This window comes from Marivita lacus (genome assembly GCF_014637725.1).
GTDB classification, from domain to species: domain Bacteria; phylum Pseudomonadota; class Alphaproteobacteria; order Rhodobacterales; family Rhodobacteraceae; genus Marivita; species Marivita lacus.
Genome location: NZ_BMFC01000001.1, coordinates 78,112 through 95,569, shown reverse-complemented (window position 1 = coordinate 95,569; position 17,458 = coordinate 78,112). Strand labels below are relative to the sequence as shown.

Annotated in this window: 19 protein-coding genes; 13 read left to right on the top strand and 6 right to left on the bottom strand. The window is 59.6% G+C overall.

Annotation, left to right across the window (positions count from 1 at the left end; genetic code table 11):
• Nucleotides 1-183: 183 nt before the first annotated feature.
• The 8 genes from IEV82_RS00495 (at nt 184) to IEV82_RS00460 (ending at nt 6,060) form a co-directional block, all read left to right on the top strand.
• Nucleotides 184-1,041: an HpcH/HpaI aldolase/citrate lyase family protein gene (locus IEV82_RS00495; protein ID WP_188479990.1), complete on the top strand. Its 858-nt coding sequence runs from the start codon at nt 184-186 to the stop codon at nt 1,039-1,041.
• Between the two features lie 5 nt (nt 1,042-1,046).
• A complete protein-coding gene (locus IEV82_RS00490; RefSeq protein WP_188479989.1) occupies nt 1,047-1,595 on the top strand; it encodes an NnrU family protein in 549 nt (182 codons plus the stop codon).
• A 3-nt stretch (nt 1,596-1,598) separates the two neighbouring features.
• Nucleotides 1,599-1,802, top strand: a complete 204-nt coding sequence (locus tag IEV82_RS00485; RefSeq protein ID WP_188479988.1) for a DUF1737 domain-containing protein — start codon at nt 1,599-1,601, stop codon at nt 1,800-1,802.
• Nucleotides 1,803-1,842: 40 nt separating this feature from the next.
• Nucleotides 1,843-2,874, top strand: a complete 1,032-nt coding sequence (locus tag IEV82_RS00480; RefSeq protein ID WP_188480767.1) for a MaoC family dehydratase — start codon at nt 1,843-1,845, stop codon at nt 2,872-2,874.
• A gap of 276 nt (nt 2,875-3,150) precedes the next feature.
• Nucleotides 3,151-3,537, top strand: a complete 387-nt coding sequence (sdhC, locus tag IEV82_RS00475) for a succinate dehydrogenase, cytochrome b556 subunit (protein ID WP_188479987.1) — start codon at nt 3,151-3,153, stop codon at nt 3,535-3,537.
• 10 nt (nt 3,538-3,547) lie between these two features.
• Nucleotides 3,548-3,919, top strand: coding sequence for a succinate dehydrogenase, hydrophobic membrane anchor protein (gene sdhD / locus IEV82_RS00470; protein ID WP_188479986.1), 372 nt, complete (start codon nt 3,548-3,550; stop codon nt 3,917-3,919).
• Between the two features lie 21 nt (nt 3,920-3,940).
• Nucleotides 3,941-5,746: a succinate dehydrogenase flavoprotein subunit gene (gene sdhA, locus IEV82_RS00465; RefSeq protein ID WP_188479985.1), complete on the top strand. Its 1,806-nt coding sequence runs from the start codon at nt 3,941-3,943 to the stop codon at nt 5,744-5,746.
• Entirely contained in the window at nt 5,746-6,060 is a 315-nt protein-coding gene (locus IEV82_RS00460; RefSeq protein ID WP_188479984.1) for a hypothetical protein, read from the top strand. Before sdhA ends, IEV82_RS00460 begins: the two co-directional genes overlap by 1 nt.
• Here the strand turns inward: IEV82_RS00460 and IEV82_RS00455 are convergent.
• Both IEV82_RS00455 and IEV82_RS00450 read right to left on the bottom strand, forming a co-directional pair.
• Nucleotides 6,057-6,920 (bottom strand): FkbM family methyltransferase, encoded by an 864-nt coding sequence (locus IEV82_RS00455; RefSeq protein WP_268236070.1) that lies wholly within the window; start codon nt 6,918-6,920, stop codon nt 6,057-6,059. The two genes, IEV82_RS00460 and IEV82_RS00455, sit on opposite strands and share 4 nt — an antisense overlap.
• A gap of 20 nt (nt 6,921-6,940) precedes the next feature.
• On the bottom strand, nt 6,941-8,011 hold the full coding sequence (locus IEV82_RS00450) for a glycosyltransferase family 4 protein (protein WP_188479982.1): 1,071 nt from the start codon (nt 8,009-8,011) through the stop codon (nt 6,941-6,943).
• 147 nt (nt 8,012-8,158) lie between these two features.
• Between IEV82_RS00450 and IEV82_RS00445 the strand changes: the two genes are divergently transcribed.
• From IEV82_RS00445 to IEV82_RS00435, 3 genes are all read left to right on the top strand, one after another.
• A complete protein-coding gene (locus IEV82_RS00445; protein ID WP_188479981.1) occupies nt 8,159-8,938 on the top strand; it encodes a succinate dehydrogenase iron-sulfur subunit in 780 nt (259 codons plus the stop codon).
• Nucleotides 8,939-9,068: 130 nt separating this feature from the next.
• Nucleotides 9,069-9,275: a hypothetical protein gene (locus IEV82_RS00440; RefSeq protein WP_188479980.1), complete on the top strand. Its 207-nt coding sequence runs from the start codon at nt 9,069-9,071 to the stop codon at nt 9,273-9,275.
• 156 nt (nt 9,276-9,431) lie between these two features.
• Entirely contained in the window at nt 9,432-10,277 is an 846-nt protein-coding gene (locus IEV82_RS00435) for an urea carboxylase-associated family protein (RefSeq protein WP_188479979.1), read from the top strand.
• Here the strand turns inward: IEV82_RS00435 and IEV82_RS00430 are convergent.
• The 4 genes from IEV82_RS00430 to IEV82_RS00415 form a co-directional block, all read right to left on the bottom strand.
• Entirely contained in the window at nt 10,274-10,897 is a 624-nt protein-coding gene (locus IEV82_RS00430; RefSeq protein ID WP_188479978.1) for a hypothetical protein, read from the bottom strand. The two genes, IEV82_RS00435 and IEV82_RS00430, sit on opposite strands and share 4 nt — an antisense overlap.
• Nucleotides 10,898-10,971: 74 nt before the next feature.
• A complete protein-coding gene (gene deoD / locus IEV82_RS00425; protein WP_188479977.1) occupies nt 10,972-11,676 on the bottom strand; it encodes a purine-nucleoside phosphorylase in 705 nt (234 codons plus the stop codon).
• A gap of 1 nt (nt 11,677) precedes the next feature.
• Nucleotides 11,678-11,989, bottom strand: a complete 312-nt coding sequence (locus tag IEV82_RS00420) for an H-NS histone family protein (RefSeq protein WP_188479976.1) — start codon at nt 11,987-11,989, stop codon at nt 11,678-11,680.
• Nucleotides 11,990-12,265: 276 nt separating this feature from the next.
• The gene (locus IEV82_RS00415; protein WP_188479975.1) at nt 12,266-14,242 is read right to left on the bottom strand and encodes an ethylmalonyl-CoA mutase; all 1,977 of its coding nucleotides are present in this window, start codon (nt 14,240-14,242) and stop codon (nt 12,266-12,268) included.
• 227 nt (nt 14,243-14,469) lie between these two features.
• On the opposite strand from IEV82_RS00415, the gene IEV82_RS00410 reads away from it, so the two are divergent.
• Together IEV82_RS00410 and ccrA are read left to right on the top strand one after the other, a co-directional pair.
• On the top strand, nt 14,470-15,813 hold the full coding sequence (locus IEV82_RS00410) for a 1-acyl-sn-glycerol-3-phosphate acyltransferase (protein WP_188479974.1): 1,344 nt from the start codon (nt 14,470-14,472) through the stop codon (nt 15,811-15,813).
• 162 nt (nt 15,814-15,975) lie between these two features.
• Complete coding sequence (gene ccrA / locus IEV82_RS00405) at nt 15,976-17,262, top strand: crotonyl-CoA carboxylase/reductase (protein WP_188479973.1); 1,287 nt, start codon at nt 15,976-15,978, stop codon at nt 17,260-17,262.
• The last annotated feature ends 196 nt before the right edge of the window (nt 17,263-17,458 follow it).

Genomic DNA, 17,458 nt, shown 5'->3' with positions numbered 1-17,458 from the left:
GCCCCTGTTCAGCTGTGATGGGCTGAGCGTCGGGCGCAGCGGTTGTGATCTGGTTAACGCGGCGTTCGGAATGCGGGTGCAGCACTTTTTTCTGCGGCGCGGCACATCGGACCTTGCAGTTTTTGCAAAAGAATGTAGCTCTCTGGCGCAACATTATTACGCAGACACGTCAAGGAGACCGCCATGGACATGCGCAGCCGCCCCTATCGCTCGGTTCTATACATTCCGGGATCGAAGGACCGGGCGCTGGACAAGGCGCGCGGGTTGCCTGTGGACGCGATCATCTTCGATCTGGAAGACGCGGTGGCGGTGGAGGAAAAACCCGCCGCACGCGAGACGTTGAAGGCGGCTCTGGCCACCGGCGGATACGGCGCGCGGGTGCGGATCGTTCGGATCAACGGTCTGGAGTCCGACTGGGGCCGGGCTGATGCCGAGGTGGTGGCGCAGATGGATTGTGACGCAGTGCTGTTGCCCAAGGTGGAATCCACCGCGCAGCTTGACGCGCTGGCCGAGATCACCGGCGATCTGCCGATCTGGGCGATGATGGAAACGCCGCGTGGCATGCTGAACGCGGCGGAGATTGCGGCGCACCCGAAGATGGCAGGCATGGTGATGGGCACCAATGATCTGGCCAAGGAATTGCAGACCCGGTTCCGTGCGGATCGGTTGCCGCTGATCACGTCTTTGTCGATGTGCCTGCTGGCGGCCAAGGCCGAGGGGCTGGTGATTGTGGACGGTGTGTATAACGCGTTCAAGGATGATGAGGGACTGAAGGCCGAGTGCATCCAAGGCCGCGACATGGGCTTTGACGGCAAGACGCTGATCCACCCAGCGCAGGTGGACATCGCCAACACCGCCTTTGCCCCCGCGCCCGAAGAGATTGACCTTGCACGGCGTCAGATCGCGGCGTTCGAGACGGCTGAGGCCGAAGGGCAGGGTGTCGCGGTGGTCGATGGAAAGATCGTCGAAAACCTTCACGTTGCCACTGCCCGTGAAATACTGGCAAAAGCAGAGGCAATCGAAACCATCCAAGCGGGGTAAGCCAGATGGCTCTTCTAGTTCTCGGACTGCTGATTTGGGTCGGGGCCCATATCTTCAAACGTGTCGCGCCAGAGCAGCGCGCCGCGATGGGCGACACCGGCAAGCTGATTGTCACCGTAGCCCTGGTGATCAGCATCGGCCTGATGATCTGGGGCTATCGCGGGGCCGCGTTCATCCACGTCTGGTCTCCGCCCAGTTTCATGGTGCATATCAACAACCTGCTGATGCTGGTCGCTCTTTTCGTCTTCGGCATGAGTGCCACGACTGGCCGTCTTCGCGGCAAGATGCGGCATCCGCAGCTTGTTTCGGTCAAGATCTGGGCCGTGGCGCACCTGTTGGTGAATGGCGATCTGGCGTCGATCATCCTGTTCGGCGGTTTGCTGGCCTGGGCGGTGCTGGAGGTGATCATCATCAACCGCGCCGAGCCGGTCTGGAATCGTCCGCAGCCCGGCGAGGCCAAGAAGGACGTGCTTCTTGTTGTCATCACGCTGGTGTCCTTTGTCGTGATTGCTGCCATTCACGCATGGCTCGGCGTCTGGCCGTTTCCGGGGTAAGGTATGAAAATCTATCGACTTTTGACCGAAGACGACACATCGGCCTTTTGCCATAAAGTGTCGCTGGCCCTGAGCAAGGGGTGGGAGCTTTACGGCGATCCGACCTATGCCTTCGACCATGCCAACGGCGTCATGCGCTGTGGGCAGGCGGTGACCAAGGAGATCGACACACCCTACGATCCGGAGATGAAACTTGGCGAACAGTGACACACTCGACCGACCCGCGACCAAGTCCAAGGGGGGCGCGATGACCAAGACGAACGAAGGCCGGTTCTTCGAGGATTACACGGTCGGGCAGGTGATCCGCCACGCGGTGCCGCGCACGGTGTCGGGTGGGGAGCGGGCGCTCTATCATGCGCTGTATCCGGCGCGGCATGCGCTGTATTCGTCGGACCTGTTTGCACAAAGCTGTGGCTTGCCGTCTGCGCCGATTGACGATCTGGCTGCGTTCCATGTGGTGTTTGGCAAGACGGTTCCGGATGTGTCGCTGAACGCGGTGGCCAATCTGGGCTATGCCGAGGGGCGTTGGGTGACACCTGTCTGGCCGGGCGACACGCTGCGGTCGGAATCCGAGGTGATCGGCCTCAAGCAGAATTCTAACGGCAAGACCGGCGTGGTCTGGGTGCGGACACGCGGTCTGAACCAGCATGACGAGTTGGTCATGGAGTATGTGCGCTGGGTCATGGTGCGCAAGCGCGATGCCGATGCCGCAGCGCCCGAGACAGTGGTGCCTGAGTTGAAACCGGTCCTCGCGGTTGGGGATCTGAGCATTCCGGCGGGCCTCGATTTCACAGGCTATGATTTCGAACTGGCGGGCGAGCCACATCGCTGGGGCGATTACGAGATCGGGGAAAAGATCGACCACGTGGACGGCGTGACCGTCGAGGAAGCCGAGCACATGATGGCGACGCGGCTGTGGCAGAACACGGCCAAGGTGCATTTTGATGCCACGTTCCGGCCTGACGGGCAGCGGCTGATCTATGGCGGGCATGTCATCAGCATGGCGCGCGCGCTGTCGTTCAACGGCTTGGCCAATGCGCAGATGATCGTCGGTCTGAACGCGGGCGCACATGCGAACCCGTGTTTCAGCGGCACCACCGTGCGGGCGTGGTCCGAAGTGCTGGACAAGGCGAAAACCGAAGCCCCCGGTGTGGGTGCTGTGCGCTTGCGGCTGGTGGCGACATCGGCGGGCGGGTCGATGGAGTTGAAGGGTGATGACGGGAAATACCTGCCGCATGTCCTGCTGGATCTGGATTACTGGGCCTTGATGCCGGTCTGACGTCATTGGGCAACGGTATGATCGTGCGAAAGGCGTGTTCAGGAGAGCATGTCGGTGCGGCGTGGGTGCAGATCGCGGCACCCGAAAAAACATTAGTAAAACAGTAGGTTTCTAGGAGATTGCCCCTTGTGATCACAGTTTTTGTTGCTGTGATCACAATTTTCGATTTTTCTGCCTGGTTGCGCCAAAAAACCGCGCCTCGGGGTGGTTGGTCCGCGTGACATGGCTCTCAAAAGGCATAAAAAGGCACTCAAGGAACCGGAAAGGACTCAGACCATGGCTGACGTCAATCGGGGCAATCGACCCCTGTCACCCCACCTGCAAGTATATCGTCCCCAGCTGACATCGATCACGTCGATCCTCACGCGGATCACGGGCAATGCCCTGATCGTGGCATCGCTGATGATCGTCTGGTGGCTGCTCGCGGCCTCTACGGGGCCGGAATATTTCGCTGTTGCCAACGGCTTTGTCACAAGCTGGTTCGGCGATCTGGTGATGTTCCTGTCGCTCTGGGCGCTCTGGTATCACACGCTTGCCGGCATCCGTCACCTGATCTGGGACAATGCCAAGATGCTTGAAATCGAAAACGCGGAAATGCTGGGTTGGATCGCTGTAATCGGTTCGGTTGTCCTGACCGTCCTTTCCGTCATCGTTCTTTGGTAAGGGGCGCAACATGGCTTTTCTGACAGACCGCAAACGCGCCATCGGCCTTGGTGCCGCGAAATCCGGGACCGAGCATTTCTGGGCGATGAAGAAATCGTCGGTAGCGCTTCTGGTGCTGATCCCGTTCTTCGTCTTCACCTTCGGCGGAATCCTCGGGTCGTCCTTCGAGGAGGTACAGGCTTACTACGCGCGTCCCTTCCCGGCGATCATCGCCGCCCTGACCCTGATCGTGGGCTTCAAGCACTTCAACGATGGTTTCCAAGTGCTGATCGAAGACTACGTACACGGCATCTGGGAGAAAATTCTCATCCTTGGCATGACTGGCATCAGCTACGGCGCGGCCGCCGTCGGCATCTTTGCCATCGCCAAGATGGCCCTTTGAGACATCGGAGCTAAACAGACTATGGCTGCATACGAATACGAGACGCATGAATATGACGTCGTGGTCGTCGGCGCGGGCGGCGCAGGCTTGCGCGCCACGCTTGGCATGGCCGAACAGGGGTTGCGCACAGCCTGCGTGACCAAGGTGTTCCCGACCCGGTCGCACACGGTTGCGGCACAGGGCGGCATCGCGGCATCGCTGTCGAACATGGGGCCGGATCACTGGCAGTGGCACATGTACGACACCGTCAAGGGGTCGGACTGGCTGGGTGACACGGACGCGATGGAATACCTCGCCCGTGAAGCACCCAAGGCGGTGTACGAGCTGGAACATTACGGTGTGCCGTTCTCGCGCACCGAGGAAGGCAAGATTTACCAGCGCCCGTTTGGTGGTCACACCACCGAGTTCGGTGAAGGCCCGGCGGTTCAGCGCACCTGTGCCGCTGCCGACCGGACCGGCCACGCGATCCTGCACACGCTTTATGGTCAGTCGCTCAAGAACAATGCCGAGTTCTATATCGAGTATTTCGCCATCGACCTGATGATGTCGGATGATGGCGTCTGTACTGGTGTCATCTGCTGGAAGCTTGATGACGGCACGATGCATGTCTTCAACGCCAAGATGGTCGTTCTGGCGACAGGCGGTTACGGCCGTGCCTATTTCAGCGCGACAAGCGCGCATACCTGCACTGGCGATGGTGGCGGCATGGTTGCCCGTGCGGGTCTGCCGCTTCAGGATATGGAGTTCGTGCAGTTCCACCCGACGGGCATCTACGGCTCCGGTTGTCTCATCACCGAAGGCGCGCGTGGCGAAGGTGGATATCTCACCAACTCCGAAGGCGAACGGTTCATGGAGCGCTATGCGCCCAACTACAAGGATCTGGCCCCCCGCGATTACGTGTCGCGGTCGATGACGATGGAGATCCGCGAAGGGCGTGGCGTCGGGGACGAAGGCGACCACATCCACCTCAACCTGTCGCACCTGCCGAAAGAGGCTTTGGCAGAACGTCTGCCGGGCATTTCCGAATCCGCCAAGATTTTTGCCGGTGTCGACGTGACCAAGGAGCCGATCCCGGTTTTGCCGACCGTGCATTACAACATGGGCGGTATCCCTACGAACTATTGGGGCGAGGTTCTGAACCCGACCAAGACAGACCCGAACGCCATTGTTCCCGGCCTGATGGCCGTGGGCGAGGCGGGCTGTGCGTCGGTGCATGGGGCGAACCGTCTTGGGTCAAACTCGCTCATCGACCTCGTGGTGTTCGGCCGGGCCGCGGCCATCCGTGCGGGTGATGTCGTGGACCGCAACAGCGCCGTGCCTGCGACCAACACCGCGTCGGTGGACAAGGCATTCGACCGCTTCGATGGTCTGCGCAATGCCAATGGCAACGTGCCGACGGCCGAGCTGCGGCTTGAGATGCAGAAGACGATGCAAGCTGACGCGGCCGTGTTCCGGACCTCCAAGACGATGAAGGAAGGTCTGGACAAGATGATCGCGATTGCGGGCAAGGTGGATGACCTGAAGGTCACCGACCGCAGCCTGATCTGGAACTCGGACCTGATGGAAACGCTCGAGCTGACCAACCTGATGCCCAACGCGCTGGCGACGATCGCCGGCGCCGAGGCGCGCAAGGAAAGCCGTGGCGCCCATGCGCACGAGGATTTCACCACGCGCGACGATGAAAACTGGCGTGTCCACACCATCGCGCGGATCGACGGAAACAAGACCGACCTGGCCTATCGACCAGTGGTCAAGGACCCTCTGACGACGGAAGCCGAGGGCGGGATTTCGCTTGAGAAGATCAAGCCGAAGGAACGGACGTTCTGATGCGTCTTGCGTTTGCGACGATTCTGGTTCTGGCTGGCTGCTCCGTGCAGCAGCAGGACCAGATCGCCCGCGATGCGGCACGATCGACGATCACGCCTGTGCTGATCGAACGGTTTCCCGGCGTGCCGCTTGAACCTGCTCTGAACTGCGTGATCGACAATGCCAGCGCCGTGCAGATCCGCGCGCTGGCGCTGGACGGCGTGACGGGTGCGACGGAAAGCACGGTGCAGATCGTGACCGATATCATCTCGAAACCCGAGACGATCCAGTGCCTTGCGACCAGAGGCTTGCCTGCGCTGTTGATCACGCGCTAGGAATTGACTGCCTTCACATAGGCGAGGATAGAGTCTTCATCCGCCTCGTTGCGGCGTTCCAGTTCGTCCATGCAGCGCAATGCGTAATCTGTAAATCCGTAAATCCCGTCCGCGATCAGCGCCATCTTACGCAGCTGATCGCTGGTCAAGTCATCGGGGCAGGACAGGTCGCGGAAATATAGGATGTCGCCATCCAGAAGATGGGTGCGTTTCGCGTCAGTCACATGACCCAGGTACCGAGATCGGACATGCCGCGTGACGGTATGATAGAACGAATGCGGGACGAAGCCGAGATTGCGCAAGGTCACGTCGATATTGCCAAAGCTGGGTTGATCGTCATAGAGCGGGAAAAAGTTGATTTCCGAGTGCACGGCGACGGCAGTCGCGAGCTTGTCCTTGCCGTTCTCGAACACCATCATTTCCGCGCCCTGAATGTCTATCTTGAGCAGGTCGATACGCTGAATATCGTCGAGGTCATCCAAGCGGCGCGTTTCCATTTCCGCAGTCTCTACCAATTGCGCGGCGCGCTTGAGCCCCATGAGGAAAAACAGGGTCGGCCGGCGGATGGACAGGAGCGAGGTCAGCCCGGACCCTTTGTAGATGTTGAGCATGTGGGATTTGCCGTCGCCGATTGCGTGCGGCAGGTAGCGGTCGCCTTCGCCGCGTCCTTCGGTCAGCGTCACCAGCGTTTCGGCCTGCGGATCGAAGCCGGTGACCACCACGTCGCCGTTGTCCTGAAGATCTTTGTACGGGGCTTCGAAGTTCATCGGATTTGCACCGACATCAGTAATATGCAGCTTTTCATCATAGCGCAAAGCGGCGCGAAGGGTTTTGATACGTTTTGCAAACGCGTTCGACATTGGGAAACTTTCGGTCCGGATTACTTAGTAAAAAGCCGCGCGATCTTGGTGCTGCACACATTCGGCGCACGATCCCTGGCGAAATCGAAACAGGACTTGCGGGCTTTGCGCAACTCGGTGTCCGACATTTCGATGAACTGCAGCATGCTGCGGATCAGGCCACGCGGAGAGGCCGGATCATAGAGCAGCGCATGGCAGTCTTCGGGGGTGGTTTCGCGCAATTCGCGGATATTCGGGCCGATGATCGGCAGGCCGAAGGTGAGCGCCAGCATGACCGATCCCGAGGTGAACATGGATTTATAGGGCGCCAGAAAAACATGAGATGCGCCGAAAATCTCGGGGATGTCTTCGTCGGGAATGCGGTCCGTGCGCAGGTCGACATTCGGGTTGAGCTCGAGAAGGTTCAGCATCCGCGCCTGAGACGAAAACGCCTTGCCATACATGCGCAGGTGATAGGGTACCTCGCGTTTGGTCAGCTTTCCTGCGACGTCAGCAATGCCATTGACCCCCTTGGGCCCTCGAAACATGCCGAAAAACAGGAATTGCCGCGTGTCCGCCTTGGCCAGCTTGCGGGCGGTGGTTTTTTTCGCAGGTTCATAGGCGCCGAGATAGCTGGGATGCGGGATCACATGCAGCTTGCTGCGGGGCGCGTCGTAGGTGGACACCATGTGATCGGCGGCATGGTCGGCATGGACGTGGATCGCATGCGCGAGTTTGCAAAGTTCACGGCGTCCGCGCTGAAAGGTTTCGAGGTCGCGTGCCTTGTGGGGCGCGTCGTTGTGGATGGTCCAGACGATCCGCCCGCCACGCGCCTTGAACCGGCGCAACGTGGCCAAGGCCGCGTCCAGCTCGGCCTCGTTGGCTTGGCTGTCGTCGCTGCGCCCGAACATGCGGTCGTCCCAATGGATATGAACGAGGTTGAAATCTTCGGTGTTCAGCCGATCAAGGGCACCGGGTCCGGCAAATGTGCGGTCAAAATTTCCGGGGAGTTCCGAATAGAGCAACGACTGATAGGGGTTGCCTGCCGTGGATGGCAGACACAGCATTTTCCTGTTCTCTGTCAGCGGCTTCGCGACTGCGGCATTTTGCATCTTCGGACTCTTTTTACCTGTGTTTACCTGTTATTTTTGGCCGTTGCCCCATAGACACGACACGTTGAAGATATACTATTTGCTTCAGGAGTGACGCGCATTTTTGCAGCGTCCTTGATATGATGGCAGGAAGGCAACAGAGTTACCATGGTTCAACTGACCCTCCCCAAGAATTCGACCATCCGCACGGGCAAGACCTGGCCCAAGCCGGATGGAGCCAAGAACGTGCGCAAGTTCAGCATCTATCGCTGGAACCCGGACGATGGCGAAAACCCCCGCGTGGACACGTATTTCGTCGATTTGGACAAGTGCGGGCCGATGGTTCTGGACGCGCTGATCAAGATCAAGACCGAGATCGATCCAACCCTGACCTTCCGCCGGTCCTGCCGCGAAGGCATCTGTGGTTCTTGCGCCATGAATATCGACGGGATCAACACGCTGGCGTGTATCTACGGTCTCGACGAGATCAAGGGTGATGTGAAGATCTATCCGCTGCCGCATATGCCGGTGGTCAAGGATCTGATCCCGGACCTGACCCATTTCTACGCGCAGCACGCGTCGATCATGCCGTGGCTCGAGACCAAGACGAACCGCCCTGCGAAAGAGTGGAAGCAGTCCATCGAGGATCGCAAGAAGCTCGACGGTCTTTATGAATGCGTGATGTGCGGGTCCTGTTCGGCGGCCTGCCCGTCCTACTGGTGGAATGGCGATCGGTACCTTGGACCGGCAGCGCTTTTGCATGCGTACCGCTGGATCATCGACAGCCGCGATGAAGCCACTGGTGAACGGCTGGACGATCTGGAAGATCCGTTCAAGTTGTATCGCTGCCACACGATCATGAACTGCGCCAAGACCTGCCCCAAGGGTCTGAACCCGGCCAAGGCGATCGCCGAGATCAAGAAGCTGATGGTCGAGCGTCACGTGTGATTTGGCAGCCAATTTTACTGGTTGGTTAAATTTCGACATGAAGGAAAGGCGGGCAGGACTGTTCGCCTTTTCCATTTCGGGGTGACCCGTCCGGGTTGCAGGTGGGGACGTTAGCCCGTTAAACCAAGCTATGCCCATCTTTCTCATCCTTCTCTTGCTTGGCGTGCTGGCCTATCTCTACTGGCAGCACAAGACGACGACCCTGACCCGCGAATGCCGTTGGCGGCGCACAGCGCCGGGTCTTTGGCGCTGTGCAGCCTGCGGGGCAGAGATGGAGTCGGAATCGAGTCCGACGCTGTGTCTGAAGCTTGAAAAGGGACCGCCGGGAAAAATGTGAACGGGCTGGAGAGTGCCTGTGCTTCAACGGCTTCCCGCCGCGCGCCCTGTGGTGCGCGCGGGTTTTTTTCGTATTTGTGAGAAAGAGAAGAGGCGACGGGCTTGCGCCTGTCCCCGCTCTGCGGTCCTTTGATCCGACGGTGAAAGGATCTTGCCCATGGTACATGCCCCCGAGGATGCCGACGCGCGCCGCGCGATTGCGCCGGTGATCTGTTATCCAAACGAAACGCTGCCGGTGCCTGATCTTGCGCTTTATGCGCAGGCATTGGCCGGGGCAGAAGTTGTGGATGTTGCGATTGCGGCGCCGCGCGAGGCCTGCACCTTCCGCGTGCCTGCCGGATCGTTCTTTCGCATCGCCAGTGTCGAGGGCCCGCAGGTTGGAGATCTCAACCTGTGGAACGCGCATGACCTGTCCGAGCGGTTCTATTCCGGCAAGACCCGCGCGTTGCACGGCGCGCATGTCACGACAGGAGAGCGGCTCTGGTCCTCTTTCCCGGCGCTGCGCCCGATGGCGACGATCGTGGAGGATACCCTGGGCTGGTACGGGATCGACGCCTATGGCGGGTCGGTGCATGACGTGATCGGGACGCGCTGCGATCCCTACACCGGCAATCTGTTGTCGGGGGTGCAGTACCACCATTGCTGTCATTCGAACCTGACGCGGGCGCTGGCGGATGCCACGGGCCTGCCGCTGGTCGAGGCCGAACCGCATGTGCATGATGTGCTCAACGTGTTCATGTGCACCGGCTTCACGCGCGATACGGGGCAGTATTTCATGAAGGCCAGCCCGGTGCGGCCGGGGGACCATCTGACCTTCTTTGCCGAGATCGACCTTCTGGGGGGGCTGTCGGCCTGTCCGGGTGGGGATTGTTCGGCCGAGCATACCAGCGATGCGGCGGCCTGTTATCCGTTGCGTGTGGAGGTGTTGCAGCCTGCCGCGGGCGCGTTGGAGCGTTGGGTGCCGCCGCAGGTCAATGCGTATGACCGCAGCCACGGGCGCTAGTCCGAGCGCGTGGTCCTGTCGTGGGGATGTGTGGCGACGATCGTCCAGTGCATCAGGTAATGCAGCGCGATCGGGCCAAGCGTGATTGCCATGATCCAGTCAAAGGCGGTGCCATATTGTGCGGCAAGCTCGTTCAGCAGGATCAACGCGACAAGCCGAACGATATGCCAGTTCGCTGCGTTGCGCTGGCCTTCGTCCCAGTCGCGGGCGAACCAGCCGACCTTGTCACCATCGCCGAACATAAAGACGGTGACAACAAACAGGGACAGATAGACCGTGATGGCGAGGCTGAACGCGGCCTGTGCCACGGCGAGTGACGGCAGCGCCATGATCCCGGCATAGGCTGCGAGCCAGATCAGGATCAGTTGGCCCCCGGCATTGGGAATGCCGATGCGGTCGTAGGTCTGGAGCGAGTCCGGCATCTTGACCGCGATGACCGCGACATGTCCGAACAGCGCACACATCACCGGCAGCACGAGGCCGATTTCCGTCAGGGACGCGTGGTGATGCGCTGTCAGGGTGAAGAGCGACAGGGTGATGGCGCTGAACAGGAACAGCATGCGCGGGATCGGCACGCGGCTTGTCAGCAAGACATATAAATCAATGATCCAGTTCGGCATGGGATCGGTGTCGCAGCCGAATGTGGCAGGAATAGGAAAATACCGGGACAGGGATGTCCCGGTATTTTCGATGTTCAGCTGAAGGCCGCTGTGAGCGCGATGTCCACCATGTCGCCAAAGCTGCGTTCGCGGTCTTTGGCGGGCAGTGCTTCTCCGGTCTGCAAGTGGTCAGAGACCGTCAGAACTGCCAATGCCCGGACCGAATGGCGAGCCGCGAGATTGTAGAGTTCCGCCGCTTCCATTTCGACACCAAGAATGCCGTGCCGGGTCATCTGTTCGTTGAGATCGGGGCGTTCGTCGTAGAACACATCCGAGGAATAGATGCCGCCGACATGGGTTTTGGTACCCTTGCCCTCGGCTGCGATGAACGCGGCGTGCAACAGCCCCCAATCGGCACAGGGTGCGAAATTCAATTCCTTGAAAATGCCCCGTGACGGTGTGGACAATGTACTTGCGGTCATAGCCAGGATCACGTCACGGATGCCCACATGCGGCTGCATCCCGCCACAGGACCCGATGCGAATGAGGGTTTTCGCATTGTAGTCGCGGATGAGTTCATTCGCGTAGATGGACAGGGATGGCATGCCCATTCCCGATCCCTGGATGGTGACCGGATGCCCGTTCCACGTTCCCGTGAAACCAAGCATTCCGCGTACTTCGTTGACCATCCGGGGATTGTCGAGAAAGGTTTCCGCAGCCCATTTGGCGCGGTACGGATCACCGGGCAAAAGTACGGTTTCGGCGATGTCGCCTTTCTCGGCTCCGATGTGAATGGTCATGTCAGATCTTCAGATCTTCCATTGTTTTTCCGGCTTCCAAAGCGTCATTGACCCAATTCGGCTTGCGGCCTTTTCCGGTCCAGGTCTGGGACGGATCAGCGGGATTGCGGTATTTCGGTTCGCTCTTGGAGCCCTTTTTCAGGGGAGACCCCAGAAGCTCGTCCAGCGAAAATCCGTATTCCTTGGCGGCCGATTCAGCTGCTTTCTTGGCTTCGGTCAAGCGGCGTGTTTCGATTGTCTTGAGCGCTTTTTCCGCATCCTTGATGAGCTTTCTCAGCTCTTCTTTGGACATGTTGTTGAGGTCTATACTCATGAATTTCTCCGGGTGTTTTGTAATTTAGAATGAAATGGGAATACTCCTCTTTTTTTGAAAGTCAAATCGATCCCTCTCTTCGGAGGAGTTCAATCCAGATGCGCGCACTACAGGGTTGTTGGTCGTGAAAGTATCCGCAAGGAAAAGTTGTTTTGACGCGAAATAGCGTCAATTGACGCATTTCCCAGATCATTCGGATGCATGTTTCTCTTGTCAAAAGAAAACGGGCACAGAGTGACCCGTGCCCGTTGATTTGTGTGGAAAAAGAAAGGCCGATTATTCGGCGGCAACAGCCTTTGGATCGGCGAGGGTGACGATGTCCATCATGATCGCGTTGAGTTCGAAATCCTTGGGGGTATAGACTTTGGCCACACCCATGGCACGCAACCGCTTGGCGTCTTCATCGGGGATGATTCCGCCGACGATCACCGGGATATGGCCGAGGCCCGCATCGCGCATCTTGGTCATCATGTCTTCGACCAGAGGAATATGGCTGCCCGACAGGATCGACAGGCCGACGACATGCACCTCGTTTTCCTGTGCGGCCGTGACGATCTGATCCGGGGTGAGGCGGATGCCTTCATAGTCGATCTCCATGCCGCAATCGCGGGCGCGGAAGGCGATCTGCTCGGCACCGTTGGAATGGCCATCGAGGCCCGGTTTGCCGACAAGGAACTTGAGGCGGCGGCCAAGGCGATCGCTGACGGCGTTCACCGCTTCGCGGATGTGGTCCAGCCCTTCGGTCTTGTTGGACATGGATTTCGAGACGCCAGTCGGACCCCGGTATTCGCCAAAGACGGCGCGCATTTCGCCGGCCCATTCACCGGTTGTGACACCAACACGCGCGGCGGCGATGGAGGCGGGCATGACGTTGCGTCCTTCCTTTGCAGCGGCACGCAGATCAGCCAGCGCCTGTTGCACCGCGTCAGCGTCGCGTTCCGCGCGCCATGCGTTCAGGCGGTCGATCTGTTCTTGCTCGACCGCCGGATCGACCGTCATGATGCCGCCGTCTTCGGTCTGGAGCGGGGAGGGTTCGCCTTCGACCCACTTGTTCACGCCGACGACAATTGTCTCGTTGCGTTCGATCCTGTTCAGGCGGTCGGCGTTTGAATCGACCAGACGGCCCTTCATGTAGTCGATTGCACCGATCGCGCCGCCCATGGAGTCGAGGTTCGCAAGTTCGGCGCGTGCGCCTTCCTTGAGCTGTTCGACCTTGGCATCGACGGCGGGGTTGCCCTCGAACAGGTCGTCGAATTCCAGAAGGTCGGTTTCGTAGGCGAGGATCTGCTGCATCCGCATCGACCATTGCTGGTCCCACGGGCGCGGAAGGCCAAGCGCTTCGTTCCAGGCGGGCAGTTGCACGGCGCGGGCGCGGGCCTTTTTCGACAGCGTCACGGCCAGCATTTCGATCAGGATACGGTAGACGTTGTTTTCCGGCTGCTGTTCGGTGAGGCCAAGGGAGTTGACCTGCACGCCATAGCGGAAACGGCGGAATTTGGGATCGGTGACGCCGTATCGGGTTTCGAGGATTTCATCCCAGAGATCGACAAAGGCGCGCATCTTGCACATCTCGGTGACAAAGCGGATGCCGGCGTTGACGAAGAACGAGATGCGGCCGCAGAGAGCCGGGAAATCCTCGTCGGGCACGCGCGGCTTGAGTTCATCCAGAACGGCGACAGCCGTAGCCAAGGCGAAGGACAGTTCCTGTTCGGGCGTCGCGCCCGCCTCTTGCAGGTGGTAGGAACAGACGTTCATCGGGTTCCATTTGGGGATATGGGTGTAGCAGTATTCCGCCACATCCCCGATCATCTTGAGAGACGGCTTCGGCGGGCAGATATAGGTGCCGCGCGACAGGTATTCCTTGATCAGGTCGTTCTGCACCGTGCCTTGAAGTTGGCTGACATCCGCGCCCTGTTCCTCGGCCACGGCAACATAGAGTGCCAACAGCCACGGCGCGGTCGCGTTGATCGTCATGGAGGTGTTCATCTGTTCCAGCGGGATCTGGTCGAACAGTGTGCGCATGTCGCCCAGATGGCTGACTGGAACGCCGACCTTGCCGACTTCGCCGCGCGCGAGCACATGATCGCTGTCATAGCCGGTTTGCGTGGGCAGGTCGAAGGCAACCGATAGGCCGGTCTGGCCCTTGGCGAGGTTGCCACGATAGAGCGCGTTCGAGGCCTGCGCGGTGGAGTGCCCTGCGTAGGTGCGGATGAGCCAGGGTTTGTCACGGGTCGGTGTCTGTGCGTCGGTCATGTCGGCTCCGTCAGGGCGGGATTCGCGTTTGTAATCTTGTTGCGTGATGTGATGAATACGCGTAACTTTATGTCTTTGTCAATTCGCCGCGCTGCGGCGTGACCGTGGCTGCTGCGCGACAGCATAAGTCAGGCCGCGGGGGCAAGCCAAGCCAGAGCGTTGTCGCATCTGCAGGCAGGATCCGCTTTGCCATTTACCCCGCACGGGTTCGTTGCAAGAATGCAGGCATGACCTCGCAGGTGACGCTTCCGCTTTGGGCTTTCATTCTGATCCTGCTTTTCGCAGCGGTGACGTTTGCGTCGCATTTCCTGTTCCCGTCGGTGCGGTGGTTCTTTCGCAGGCGGATGGAAAAAGCAGTCAAGCGGCTGAACGCACGGTTGGACCGACCGATCGAGCCCTTCAAGCTGTTGCGCAGGCAGGACATGATCCAGCGGCTGGTCTATGATCCCGAGGTGACGCAGGCGATTGTCGATCATGCCCAGTCCGAGGGTGTCCGCGAAGATGTGGCATTCGAGCGCGCGCGGCGCTATGCACGCGAAATTGTGCCCTCCTTTTCCGCGTCGGTCTATTTCGGTTTTGCGATCACGGCGGCGCGGTTTCTGAGCACATCGCTCTACCGGGTGCGGATGGTGCATCAGGACGCGGGTTTGGCCAATGTCGATCCAAAGGCGACGGTTGTGTTCGTGATGAACCACCGGTCCAACATGGATTACGTGCTGGTCACCTATCTTGCTGCGGATCGGTCTGCGCTGTCCTATGCGGTCGGCGAATGGGCGCGGGTCTGGCCCCTGTCGCGGCTGATCCGGGCGATGGGGGCATATTTCATCCGGCGCAAATCGCGCAACGAGCTCTATCGCAAGGTGTTGGCGAAATACGTCCAGCAGGCGACCAGCGCGGGGGTCACGCAGGCGGTGTTTCCCGAAGGCGGGCTGAGCCTTGATGGCAGTCTCGCAAGGCCGAAGGTCGGTATCCTGAAATACATCCTCGAAGGGGCGGCAGGCGCCAAGCGCGATGTGGTTTTCGTGCCGATCGCGCTGAATTACGACCGGGTGCTCGAGGATACGATCCTCTTGCAGGCGCAAGCCAAGGGAGAGCGCAAGTTCCGTGCGCGGATCAGTGTCGTGTTCATGGCGGTCCTGCGTCAGATCCGACTGAGGATCACCGGCAAGTTCCATCGCTTCGGTTACGCAGCGGTCAGTTTCGGAGAGCCCCTGACGCTGAGCCATCTGACCGAGCGAGACATTCGCCCGGAGGCGTTGTCCGCCACGATCATGGCACGCATCGCCGCTGCCGTGCCGGTGCTGCCGGTCCCGTTGACCGCGTATCTGCTGTTGAAGAACGGTCCGATGACACGCGACGCGCTCGAGATCGTCTATACTGACGCGATGAAACAACTGGAATCGGCGCAGGTACATGTTCCACGCAACAATCGCGACTACGCGGTGGAATTCGGGCTGCGCAACCTGATGGAGCGGCAGTTGGTGGTCGAGGAGGCGGGGCGGATCAGGGTGGCCGAGGGACAGGAGCCGCTGGTCGGATTCTATGCGAATTCCATCAAGCATTTGATGTAAGAGATTTCTGCAGCCGCGAGATTTTTTCTGCAGTTGCTCGGTCATAAAATTACAAAAATGGCGCAATTATGGTTGCATAATTTCAAGGACGATCATATTTCAGGGTCAGACGCTGCGATTCTGCATTGCGGCACGACGTGAACATGACTTTTGGAGGCTCCGATGGCACTCGACCAGCAGACCGGCATCGCGGCGTATGATGCGCCCGAAAAAGACTTGTACGAGATCGGCGAGATGCCTCCTCTCGGTTATGTCCCCAAGCAGATGTACTCTTGGGCAATTCGCCGCGAACGGCATGGTGAGCCGGAGCAGTCCTTTGCGGTCGAAGTGGTCGACACCTGGGAGATCGACAGCCAGGAAGTCTTGGTTCTCGTGATGGCGGCCGGTGTGAATTACAATGGTGTCTGGGCGGGCCTTGGCCAGCCGATCAGCCCCTTTGACGGTCACAAGCTGCCCTATCACATCGCTGGGTCCGACGCGGCCGGCATCGTCTGGAAAGTCGGTGACAAGGTCACGCGCTGGAAGGTTGGCGACGAGGTTGTCGTGCATTGCAACCAGGATGATGGCGACGACGAGGAGTGTAACGGCGGCGATCCGATGATGTCTCCGACCCAGCGGATCTGGGGCTACGAGACACCGGATGGTGCGTTTTCGCAATTCACCCGCGTGCAGGCCCAGCAGTTGATGCCGAGGCCCAAGCACCTGACATGGGAAGAAAGCGCCTGTTACACGCTGACGCTGGCCACAGCCTACCGGATGCTGTTCGGCCACGCGCCGCATGAATTGAAGCCCGGTCAGAACGTGCTGGTGTGGGGCGCGTCGGGCGGGCTGGGGTCTTATGCCATCCAGCTGGCCAACACGGCGGGTGCCAATGCGATCGGTGTGATCTCGGACGAGGACAAGCGTGATTTCGTCATGTCCATGGGGGCCAAGGGCGTCATCAACCGCAAGGATTTCAACTGCTGGGGCCAGATGCCCACGGTGGGCACCACGGAATACAACGACTGGCTCAAGGAAGCACGCAAGTTCGGCAAGGCGATCTGGGACATCACGGGCAAGGGCAAGAACGTCGACATGGTGTTCGAACATCCGGGCGAGTCGACCTTCCCGGTCTCCACGCTGGTCTGCAAGAAGGGCGGCATGGTCGTGATCTGCGCCGGCACCACCGGATTCAACTGTACCTTTGACGTGCGCTACATGTGGATGCATCAGAAGCGTCTTCAGGGATCGCATTTTGCCCATCTCAAGCAGGCCGCGTCGGCGAACCAGTTAATGGTGGAGCGTCGTCTGGACCCGTGCATGTCCGAAGTGTTCCCGTGGAATGAAATTCCGCAGGCCCACACCAAGATGCTGCGCAATGAGCACAAGCCCGGCAATATGGCGGTGCTGGTGCAAGCCCCAAAGACCGGGTTGCGCACGTTCGAAGACGCGCTTGCGGCCAGATCGTAACGCTCTGCTTACGTCTTGATGCTATCACGAACCCGCGGGCCTTTCGGTGCGCGGGTTTTTTTATGCTGTAGCGGCACGCAAGGGGGGCTGTCCCATCGGATTTCTCATCCTCGCCATAATTGGGGAGTTGAAATCAGGGAGTTTGCCAAGATTTTTTCACATGCTATAGTTGTGTTAACCTTTCGTTAACTATCTC